Annotated in this window: 9 protein-coding genes and 1 pseudogene; 7 read left to right on the top strand and 3 right to left on the bottom strand. The window is 65.2% G+C overall.

Annotation, left to right across the window (positions count from 1 at the left end; all coding sequences use genetic code 11):
* Positions 1–483: pseudogene (locus VGG53_RS20820) on the bottom strand (cytochrome P450); the annotation flags it as partial.
* Positions 483–1,094: a TetR/AcrR family transcriptional regulator gene (locus tag VGG53_RS20825; protein ID WP_331520000.1), complete on the bottom strand. Its 612-nt coding sequence runs from the start codon at positions 1,092–1,094 to the stop codon at positions 483–485. The gene VGG53_RS20825 and the pseudogene VGG53_RS20820, both read right to left, overlap by 1 nt.
* Positions 1,095–1,282: 188 nt before the next feature.
* Between VGG53_RS20825 and VGG53_RS20830 the strand changes: the two genes are divergently transcribed.
* The 4 genes from VGG53_RS20830 to VGG53_RS20845 are packed head-to-tail and all read left to right on the top strand — an operon-like array spanning position 1,283 to position 4,802.
* Positions 1,283–2,749: an aldehyde dehydrogenase gene (locus VGG53_RS20830; RefSeq protein ID WP_331520008.1), complete on the top strand. Its 1,467-nt coding sequence runs from the start codon at positions 1,283–1,285 to the stop codon at positions 2,747–2,749.
* Positions 2,750–2,770: 21 nt separating this feature from the next.
* Positions 2,771–3,520, top strand: coding sequence for an SDR family oxidoreductase (locus VGG53_RS20835; protein ID WP_331520001.1), 750 nt, complete (start codon positions 2,771–2,773; stop codon positions 3,518–3,520).
* Positions 3,517–4,374, top strand: a complete 858-nt coding sequence (locus VGG53_RS20840) for an NAD(P)-dependent oxidoreductase (protein ID WP_331520002.1) — start codon at positions 3,517–3,519, stop codon at positions 4,372–4,374. The genes VGG53_RS20835 and VGG53_RS20840 overlap by 4 nt, the downstream gene beginning before the upstream one ends.
* Entirely contained in the window at positions 4,374–4,802 is a 429-nt protein-coding gene (locus tag VGG53_RS20845; RefSeq protein ID WP_331520003.1) for a carboxymuconolactone decarboxylase family protein, read from the top strand. Before VGG53_RS20840 ends, VGG53_RS20845 begins: the two co-directional genes overlap by 1 nt.
* Positions 4,803–4,811: 9 nt before the next feature.
* Here VGG53_RS20845 and VGG53_RS20850 read toward each other — a convergent pair whose 3' ends face one another.
* On the bottom strand, positions 4,812–5,906 hold the full coding sequence (locus VGG53_RS20850; protein WP_414689019.1) for an aldo/keto reductase: 1,095 nt from the start codon (positions 5,904–5,906) through the stop codon (positions 4,812–4,814).
* Positions 5,907–5,979: 73 nt separating this feature from the next.
* Between VGG53_RS20850 and VGG53_RS20855 the strand changes: the two genes are divergently transcribed.
* The 3 genes from VGG53_RS20855 to VGG53_RS20865 all read left to right on the top strand — a co-directional run bounded on the left by VGG53_RS20855 (position 5,980) and on the right by VGG53_RS20865 (position 9,391).
* Positions 5,980–6,387, top strand: a complete 408-nt coding sequence (locus tag VGG53_RS20855) for a MarR family winged helix-turn-helix transcriptional regulator (RefSeq protein WP_331520005.1) — start codon at positions 5,980–5,982, stop codon at positions 6,385–6,387.
* A 159-nt stretch (positions 6,388–6,546) separates the two neighbouring features.
* Positions 6,547–7,815 (top strand): phosphoribosylamine--glycine ligase, encoded by a 1,269-nt coding sequence (gene purD, locus VGG53_RS20860; RefSeq protein ID WP_331520006.1) that lies wholly within the window; start codon positions 6,547–6,549, stop codon positions 7,813–7,815.
* Positions 7,816–7,957: 142 nt separating this feature from the next.
* Positions 7,958–9,391, top strand: a complete 1,434-nt coding sequence (locus VGG53_RS20865; protein WP_331520007.1) for an HNH endonuclease signature motif containing protein — start codon at positions 7,958–7,960, stop codon at positions 9,389–9,391.
* Positions 9,392–9,408: the final 17 nt, after the last annotated feature.

Raw genomic sequence — 9,408 nt, forward strand, 5'->3', positions numbered from 1 at the left:
TCGATCCGGCTCGGGGACACCCATCAGCTCCGAGATGACGTCCATCGGCAATTTCCCGGCGAACTCGTCGACGTAGTCGACCGTTCCGCCCTCGGCCCTTTCCAGCATGGTGTCGAGATGCTGTGTCGCGATCTCGGTCACCCGCGGCTCGAGCTCACGAATCCGCCTGGGCGTGAAGCCTTTCGACACCAGGGTCCGCAGTCGCAGGTGCGCGGGATCGTCCATGGCCAGAAACGACATGGTTTTGGCGGCATGCGGTCCCCGCGACGCCGGGTCCAGCGAGACGCCAAACTTGTTGGACAGCGTGGTGCTGTTGCGAAAGCCCTGGTGCACGTCGGCGTGCCGGGACAGGGCCCAAAAGCCCAGTTCCTCATTGCGATACAGCGGCGCTTCGTCCCGTAGCCGCTTGTAGTACGGGTACGGATCCTCGTGGAAGTCGTAGTCATACGGGTCGAGGAGCGGCTTGTCGATCTGAATGGTCATCAGGCTTCCGTCTTGAGAACGAGGCCGACCGCATAGGCAAGATGGTCGGCGATTTGGTGATAGGTGTAAGCCCCGCTGGCGGCGTTGACCAGCGCGCCGAAGAACGCCATCTCGAGGACCGACACGATGCGGGGCTCGGCATCGGGTCCGATGGCTGATGTGATGCGACGGTGTATCTCGGCGCCGATCCGGTCGCGCACCGAGCGCACCGCCGGATCTCCGCCGCCGCCGAGCAATGCCGTCGTGCACGCCGCGGCGACCTCAGGTTCGTCGGCGACGACCAGCGCGAGATGGCGCAGCGCCTTGTCCACTCGCGCCGGCATGGGCTCGTTGACATCGGTGAAATAGGGAACCCGTCGCACCAGATCCAGGTAGACCTCGGCGATCAGATGGTTTTTCGACGAGAAATAGGTGTAGGCGGTCGCCGGGGCAACTTTGGCGCGGGCGGCTACTGCTCGCACGGTCAGGTCCGCATAGGACGTCTCCCGCAGGACCTCGACACCTGCGGCCAAGACCTTGCGGAACGTTTCTTCTTGTCGACGGTTGCGTGGCACGTCCCGGGCCGGACCGCCGGCGTCGGGAGTGATCGCGACCACTGAGTCGCTGGACACTTGTCCAAGCTATCCGACATATCCGGCAAGAGGCAAGCCCACTCGATAAAACAGCAGGTGAATACCTCAGTTTGCGGCGGGGACGACAGCGGAGCCAACCTCACGCTTGCACTTTCAACGCCGCGAAGACTATGTTCGACTGAACTATTCCGGACATGTGTCCATCCAGATCACAGGTGGAGGCGATGATGGCATTGCTGGCCGACGGCGTGAGTTCGCTGCTCATCGACGGCAAGCTGACGAGCGGCAGCCAGGGAACTTTTCCCACGATCAACCCGGCGACCGAAGAAGTCGTGGGCGGCGCGGCCGACGCCGACGCCGAGGACATGGCCCGCGCTATCGAGGCGGCTCGACGCGCCTTCGACGAGACGGACTGGTCACGCAATACCGAGCTGCGTGTCCGGTGCGTTCGCCAACTGCGCGACGCAATGCGCGAGCACGTCGAAGAATTACGCGAGATCACCATCTCCGAGGTCGGTGCGCCACGGATGCTGACCGCCGCTGCTCAATTGGAGGGACCGGTCGGTGACTTGAGCTTTGCGGCCGACACCGCCGAGAACTACCAGTGGAACTCCGATCTCGGTGACGCGTCGCCGCTGGGCATTCCCACCCGGCGCACCGTTGCGCGCGAGGCAGTCGGCGTGGTCGGCGCGATCACCCCGTGGAACTTCCCGCATCAGATCAACCTGGCCAAGCTGGGTCCCGCGCTCGGCGCCGGCAACACCGTCGTGCTCAAGCCCGCACCGGATACCCCCTGGTGCGCCGCGGTGCTCGGTGAACTCATCACCGAGCACACCGATTTCCCGCCGGGCGTTGTCAACATCATCACCTCCAGCGACCACAGTGTGGGCGCGCTGCTGGCCAAAGACCCTCGGGTGGACATGGTTTCGTTCACCGGTTCGACCGGTACCGGCCGCAGCGTGATGAGCGACGCCGCCGCGACACTCAAGAAGGTTTTCCTGGAACTGGGCGGCAAGTCGGCGTTCGTCGTGCTCGACGATGCGGATTTGAATGGCGCGTGTTCCGTCTCGGCGTTCACCGCGTCCATGCACGCCGGGCAGGGCTGTGCGCTCACCACCCGGCTCGTCGTGCCGCGGGCCCGCTACGACGAGGCCGTCGCGATCGCGGCAGGCACGATGGGATCGATCAAGCCGGGAGACCCCAACAAGCCCGGAACCGTGTGTGGGCCAGTAATTTCGGCGATGCAGCGGGACCGAGTGCAGAGCTACCTCGACCTGACGATCGCCGAGGGCGGGACGTTCGCGTGTGGCGGCGGGCGTCCGGCCGATCGGGATGCCGGCTTCTTCATCGAGCCGACCGTGATCGCGGGTCTGGGCAACGACGCCAGACCCGCACGCGAGGAGATCTTCGGGCCGGTGCTCACCGTGATAGCTCACGACGGCGACGCCGACGCACTGCGCATCGCCAACGACTCGCCATATGGCCTGTCCGGCACGGTATTCAGCGCCGACCCGGAGCGCGCTGCCAAGTTCGCCGCGGGACTGCGAGTGGGCACCGTCAACGTCAACGGCGGGGTCTGGTATTCGGCGGACGCGCCGTTCGGCGGGTACAAGCAGTCCGGCAACGGGCGCGAAATGGGTCTCGCCGGGTTCGAGGAGTACCTGGAAATCAAAACCATTGCGACAGCGGTCTAAACGACGGCCCGAGAGGAAAACATGCGGTTTGACAACAAGGTCGCCATCGTGACCGGGTCCGGGGGCGGCATCGGCCAGGCCTACGCCGAGGCGCTGGCCCGGGAGGGTGCAGCGGTGGTCATCGCCGACATCAATGCCGAGGCGGCGCAGGGCGTGGCCAAGCAGATCGTCGCCGACGGTGGCACTGCGATCAGTGTTCCGGTCGACGTGTCCGACGCCGCCTCGGCCAAGGCGATGGCCGACCGCACGTTGGCCGAGTTCGGCGGAATCGACTACCTGGTGAACAACGCCGCGATCTTCGGCGGCATGAAGCTGGACTTCCTGGTAACCGTCGACCCCGAGTACTACAAGAAGTTCATGAGCGTCAACCTCGACGGCGCGCTGTGGTGCACCCGCGCGGTCTACAAGAAGATGGCTAAGCGCGGCGGCGGCGCAATCGTCAACCAGTCGTCCACGGCGGCATGGCTGTACTCGAACTTCTACGGCCTGGCCAAGGTCGGCCTCAACGGGTTGACCCAACAGCTGTCCCGCGAGTTGGGCGGGCAGAACATCCGGATCAACGCGATCGCGCCCGGGCCCATCGACACCGAGGCCAACCGGACCACGACACCCAAAGAGATCGTCGACGACATCGTCAAGGGACTCCCGCTGTCCCGGATGGGCACACCGGAGGATCTGGTGGGCATGTGCTTGTTCCTGCTGTCCGATGAGGCATCGTGGATCACCGGCCAGATCTTCAATGTCGACGGCGGACAGGTCATCCGGTCATGACCGACACCGTGAAGCTCGGCTACATCGGCCTTGGCAACATGGGCGCGCCGATGGCCACCAAGATGACCGAATGGCCGGGCGGGATAACGGTTTACGACATCCGTACGGAGGCGATGACGCCGCTGGCCGAGAATGGCGCCAGCCTGGCCGACAGCGTTGCCGACGTTGCCGCCGCCGACATCATCCACATCACCGTGCTCGACGACGCGCAGGTGCGTGCGGTCGTCGGTGAGCTGGCGGCGCACGCTAAGCCCGGAACTGTCATCGCGATCCACTCGACCATCAGCGATACCACCGCTGTCGAACTCGCCGGCGAACTCAAACCACAGGGCATTCACGTCGTCGACGCCCCGGTCAGTGGCGGCGCGGCCGCGGCGGCGAAGGGTGAGCTCGCCACCATGGTGGGCGCCGACCGCGAGGTCTACGAGCGGATCAAGCCGGCATTCAAACACTGGGCGGCGGTGGTCATCCACGCCGGGGAGCCCGGCGCAGGCACCCGAATGAAGCTGGCTCGCAACATGTTGACGTTCACGTCCTACGCCGCCGCGTGTGAGGCCATGACGCTGGCCGAGGCGGCCGGGCTGGATCTGCAGGCGCTCGGCCGGGTGGTGCGGCACACCGACGCGCTCACCAGCGGCCCGGGTGCGATCATGGTCCGCGAGGACATGAAAGACCTTGAGCCGGACAACTTTCTGTACCAGCCGTTCCTGCACACCCGAGGGCTGGGCGAGAAGGACCTGGGCCTGGCGCTGGCTCTGGGCGAGGCGGTGTCGGTCGATCTGCCGCTCGCCCAGCTTGCCTACCAGCGGTTGGCGGCCGGCCTCGGCGTGCCGCACACAGAGAATGAGGCGTAATGGACGAATTGCGTAGCAAGGGCCTCGCGAAGATGAACGAGGTCTACGGCTGGGAGATGCCCAACATCGAGGGCGACGCGTTCTTCGACCTGACCGTCGACCACCTGTTCGGCAGCATCTGGACCCGGCCGGGTCTGTCGATGCGCGACAAGCGCATCATGACGCTGACCTCGGTGACCGCGATCGGGAACCGCGACCTCGCCGAGATTCAGATCAACGCGGCGCTGCTCAACGAGGAACTGACCGAGACCGAACTCAAGGAGATGGCCGTCTTCCTCACCCACTATCTCGGCTTTCCGCTGGGTTCGGCGCTCAACGGCGCAGTCGACAGCGTGGTGGCGAAGCGGAAGAAGGCCGCGGCCAAGGGTGCCGGCGAGGACAAGAAGGCCAACGTCGAGGGCGCATTGAAGATGCACTCGGGCGAGTGACGGTCAATCTCAGTATGGGTCAACACCTTTGGGCATCACGAATTCTGACGTCGGCGCCGATACACCGTTGACCGTCGTCCCGCCGTTGATGATGCCCGGGGCCATTTCCAGCATGTTGTGCGGAAATCCGAAAGCCGGTTTGGTGAGTGCGTCCAGCCGGGCCAGTTCGTCGGCGGTGAGATGTACATCGACGGCCCGGACGTTGTCGTCGAGCTGCGAAAGTCTCCGCGCGCCGATGATGACGGATGACACGGCGGCCTGCGCGCGAACCCAAGACAGCGCCACGCTGGCGACAGTCGTCTCGTGCGCCTTGGCGATAACCTCCAACTCGTCGATCAGTGCATAAGTCTTCTCGTTGAGGAACGCATCGACCATCGCACCGCGATCGGCGCTGTGCTGGTCCGTGTTTCGCCGGGTGTACTTGCCGCTGAGCACACCGCTTTTCAGCGGCGACCAGGGCGTGATGCCGAGGCCGAATTCAGTTGCCATCGGAGCTAGCTCTTGTTCGACGGTGCGCTCGAGCAGCGAGTACTCGATCTGCAGGCCGACGAAACTCGACCAACCCCGAAAACGGGCGATCAGGTTGGCTTCGACGATCTTCCATGCCGGGGTGTCCGAAACACCGATATAGCGAACTTTCCCGGCGTGAACGAGGTCGTCGAGTGCGGCCATCGTCTCTTCGATGGGAGTGTTGGTGTCCCAGATATGCAGCCAGTACAGATCGATGTAATCGGTTTGCAACCGCCGCAGCGAGTTTTCGCAGGCGCTGATCAACGATTTGCGGCCCGAGCCGCCACCGTTGGGATCGCCCGGATACAAGTTACCGCTGAATTTGGTCGCGATCACCAGGCGATCGCGGCGCGCGGCATGGCGTCCGACGTGGTCACCGAGGATCTTCTCGGAGTGGCTTCGGGTGTAGAAGTTGGCGGTGTCGATGAAGTTGCCGCCGAGTTCGGTATACCGATCGATGATCTGTTGGGACTCTTCGACGCTGGTGCCCCAGCCGAGGTCTTCGCCGAACGTCATCGCGCCCAGGCACAAGGGACTGACGCGCAGGCCGGACCGTCCGAGTGTCACGTATTGATCCAGCGGCATGATGCCCACTTCCTGGTAGATTGTTCGATTATGCGATGGTTCACTTCTAAACTAGTTCATACCTGAACGACCTGGCAAGTCGATGTCTGCGGTTGATCCGGCCAAGATCTGGTCCCTGAACTACCGGGTGCTGCTGTCGGTTATCTCCTGCGCCGAGACCGATATCTGCGCGCTGGGCCTCGAGTCCAAAGAGCTGTTTCTGCTCGCCGAGATCGATGAGCATCCCTACCCAGCCGAACTGGCGACGACGCTGAGCATGCCCAAGGCGACGGTCACCGTGTACCTCAAACGGCTGGAGGCGGCCAGCTTCGTGCGTCGCGAGATCGATCCCGCCGATCTGCGGCGCCATCGCTTGCGGCTCACAGCGATGGGGCGCAAAGCCGCCGCGGGCGGTATGTCGGTGCTGTCCGAGGAGTTCAATAAGCGTCTCGGGCGCCTCACCGCCACGCAGCAAAAGGAACTTAAAAACCTGCTCGAGAAAATCATCTGACTGCCTTGGCCCGGCCCGCATCGTCATCTCGCTGGGCTGATTGTCGGTCTCCTCCTCGCGCCGTTTCGCGGTGCGCATCGTCGCCCGCTGGGCTGATTGTCGGTCTGCTCCTCGCGCCGTTTCGCGGCGCGCATCGTCGCCCGACTAGAGTGACCTTCCGTGCGCGTTCTGGTGATCGGCTCCGGTGCCCGCGAACATGCCCTACTGCTGGCATTGCGCGCCGACCCGCAGGTCGAGGCGCTGGCCATCGCTCCCGGCAATGCCGGCACCGCGGCAATAGCTGACCAGTACGACGTCGACGTCCCCTCCGGCGCCGATGTTGTCGCTTTGGCTCGCAAGATCGGGACCGACCTGGTGGTCATCGGTCCCGAAGTCCCATTGGTGCTCGGAGTGGCCGACGCCGTGCGCGACGCGGGGATCGCCTGCTTCGGGCCCAGTAAGGCCGCGGCCGAGATCGAGGGTTCCAAAGCCTTCGCCAAGGACGTGATGGCGGCGGCCGGCGTACGCACCGCCTCCAGCGAAATCGTTGATAGCCCAGCATGTTTGGACGCAGCACTGGACCGGTTCGGCCCGACGGCGGGCGAGCAGGCCTGGGTGGTGAAAGACGACCGGCTAGCCGCCGGCAAGGGTGTGGTTGTCACTCCGGACCGCGACGTCGCGCGTGCTCATGCCGCGAGCCTGCTCGAATCCGGACACCCGGTGCTGTTGGAGTCCTACCTCGACGGCCCCGAGGTATCGCTGTTCTGCATCGTCGACGGCGAGACCGTGGTGCCACTGCTGGCGGCGCAAGACTTCAAGCGCGTCGGCGACGGTGACACCGGGCCCAATACCGGCGGCATGGGCGCCTACGCGCCGCTGCCGTGGCTACCGGCCGACGTCTACCGAGCGACCGTCACCAAGGTCGTGGAACCCGTTGCCGCCGAACTGGTCCGGCGCGGCTGCAGATTCTCGGGGCTGCTGTATGCCGGGCTGGCGATCACCACGAACGGGGCCGCAGTCATCGAATTCAATTGTCGCTTCGGCGATCCGGAGACGCAGTCGGTGCTGTCGCTGCTCGAGTCGCCGCTCGGCCAGCTGCTCCATGCGGCGGCAACGGGCTCGCTGGGCAGCTTCGGCGAGCTGCGGTGGCGCGACGGTGCGGCCGTGACGGTGGTGCTGGCCGCGGAGAACTATCCCGGCAAGCCACGGGTTGGCGACGCGATCGTCGGCTCGGAGGCCAAGGGCGTTCTGCATGCCGGAACCGCTCGCCGCGACGACGGCGCGATCGTGTCATCGGGCGGCCGCGTACTGTCGGTGGTGGGCACCGGACCCGATTTGGCCGCGGCCCGTGCGGCCGCCTACGAGATCCTTGGATCAATTCGGTTGCCCGGAAGCCACTTTCGCACCGACATCGGTTTGGCGGCCGCCGAGGGCAAGATTCAGCTCTAGATTCCTTCCTCGAGATTGATCCGTCCGGGCTCTAACGGCCCGGGCAACGCTGGCTTATCCACAGGTCGGATTTCATCCACAGATCGGGCTCGGTGCTGGGTGGGCCGCCAGATTTGTCATGGCTGCTTCGTAGTGTCGGGCTATGGGTTCACGGATGAGCGCCGACGAGGCACGAGAGCAGATCAGCGCTGCTCTCGATGCGATCGACGCCGCCCATGATGTGTTGCGCGGAACTTCATCGGAGGTGGTGGGCAACAGCTTTCGTGTCAACGTCGCCGAGCGCCTGGAAACCCAAGACCGCACCAACCGCGGGCTGATGTATCGGTTCTTCGGTGAGCTCGCGGACCCGCCCGACGAGTCCGGGTACGTTGCAGCTGTGCGTGACCGGCTGTGGGCGCGGTTGCGAATCACTCCCAACGAAATCACCCGCCGCTTCAAAATGGCCGCGCGGATCCGGCCGCGGCGGTCGCTGACCGGCCCCCCGGTGCCATCGGAGCTACCGGAGTTGGCAGCAGCAGTGCAGGCGGGCACGGTAGGCGAGGACCACATCCGTGCGGTGTGCCGAGCTGTCGATGTGTTGCCTTCATCCGTTTCGCCTGCCGATACCGCAGACGCCGAACGCACGCTGGTCGCCCATGCGACCAAAGTCGACGCCGGCATTGTCGCCAAACTGGGTCAGCGCTTCGCCGACTACCTCAACCCCGACGGCAATTTCACCGACAACGACCGCGCCCGCCGCCGCGGACTGCGCCTCGGCCCGCAAGGCCCCGACGGCATGTCAGCACTATCGGGGTTGCTCGACCCCGAGGCCCGCGCATACTTCGAGGCCATCGACGCCGCCGTGCGTCCCGGCCGTCACCAACCGCAAAACAACGATCCCGAATCCCGCGATGAGCGCACGCCAGCCCAGCGCTGCCATGACGCGCTCAAACTCAGCCTGCGAACCGCCATCGGCTCCGGCAAACTTGGAACGCACCGCGGCCACCCCGTCACCGTCGTCGTCACCACCACACTGGCCGAACTCGACCGAGCCGCCCATGCCGTGACCGACCCGTCAATTCCCATGCCCGCACCGGCGCGGACCGGAGGTGGCTCCAGGCTGCCCATGCGAGATCTGATCCGCATGGCCGCCACAGCGATCCACTACCTGGCCGTGTTCGACGACCACATCAAGCGTCCGCTGTATCTGGGCCGCCAAAAGCGCATCGCCACCGCCGACCAAAGGCTCATCTGCCACGCCCGCGACCGCGGCTGCACCTACCCCAACTGTCTCGAACCCGGCTACCGTTGCGAGGTCCACCATTCGCCGGGTTGGGCCAACGGCGGGCGTACCGACGCCGACAAACTCTTCTTCGGCTGCGGATGTCACCATGGCATGGAAACTCGCGGCCAGCGTGGCACCCAGGTCACCGAAAGCGGGCGACTCGGCTGGACCGATGGCAACGGTCCGCCCCAGATCAACCTCGCTCACCACCCAGAAGAACTCCTACGGGGCGACCCCGACCCGCCCAGCGCAGATGGGCGCCCCGAAGGCGTTAAAATCCCACCGCTTGGCCGTCGCGGCGAGGGTCGCTGACCGCCAGATATCCGTCG

This window comes from Mycobacterium sp., from assembly GCF_036490025.1.
In the GTDB taxonomy this organism is placed as follows: domain Bacteria; phylum Actinomycetota; class Actinomycetes; order Mycobacteriales; family Mycobacteriaceae; genus Mycobacterium.

Coding starts and splice junctions, on each gene's coding strand:
- VGG53_RS20830 (WP_331520008.1), top strand. CDS start 1,283: ATGGCATTGCTGGCCGACGGCGTGAGTTCGCTGCTCATCGACGGCAAG.
- VGG53_RS20835 (WP_331520001.1), top strand. CDS start 2,771: ATGCGGTTTGACAACAAGGTCGCCATCGTGACCGGGTCCGGGGGCGGC.
- VGG53_RS20840 (WP_331520002.1), top strand. CDS start 3,517: ATGACCGACACCGTGAAGCTCGGCTACATCGGCCTTGGCAACATGGGC.
- VGG53_RS20845 (WP_331520003.1), top strand. CDS start 4,374: ATGGACGAATTGCGTAGCAAGGGCCTCGCGAAGATGAACGAGGTCTAC.
- VGG53_RS20855 (WP_331520005.1), top strand. CDS start 5,980: ATGTCTGCGGTTGATCCGGCCAAGATCTGGTCCCTGAACTACCGGGTG.
- VGG53_RS20865 (WP_331520007.1), top strand. CDS start 7,958: ATGGGTTCACGGATGAGCGCCGACGAGGCACGAGAGCAGATCAGCGCT.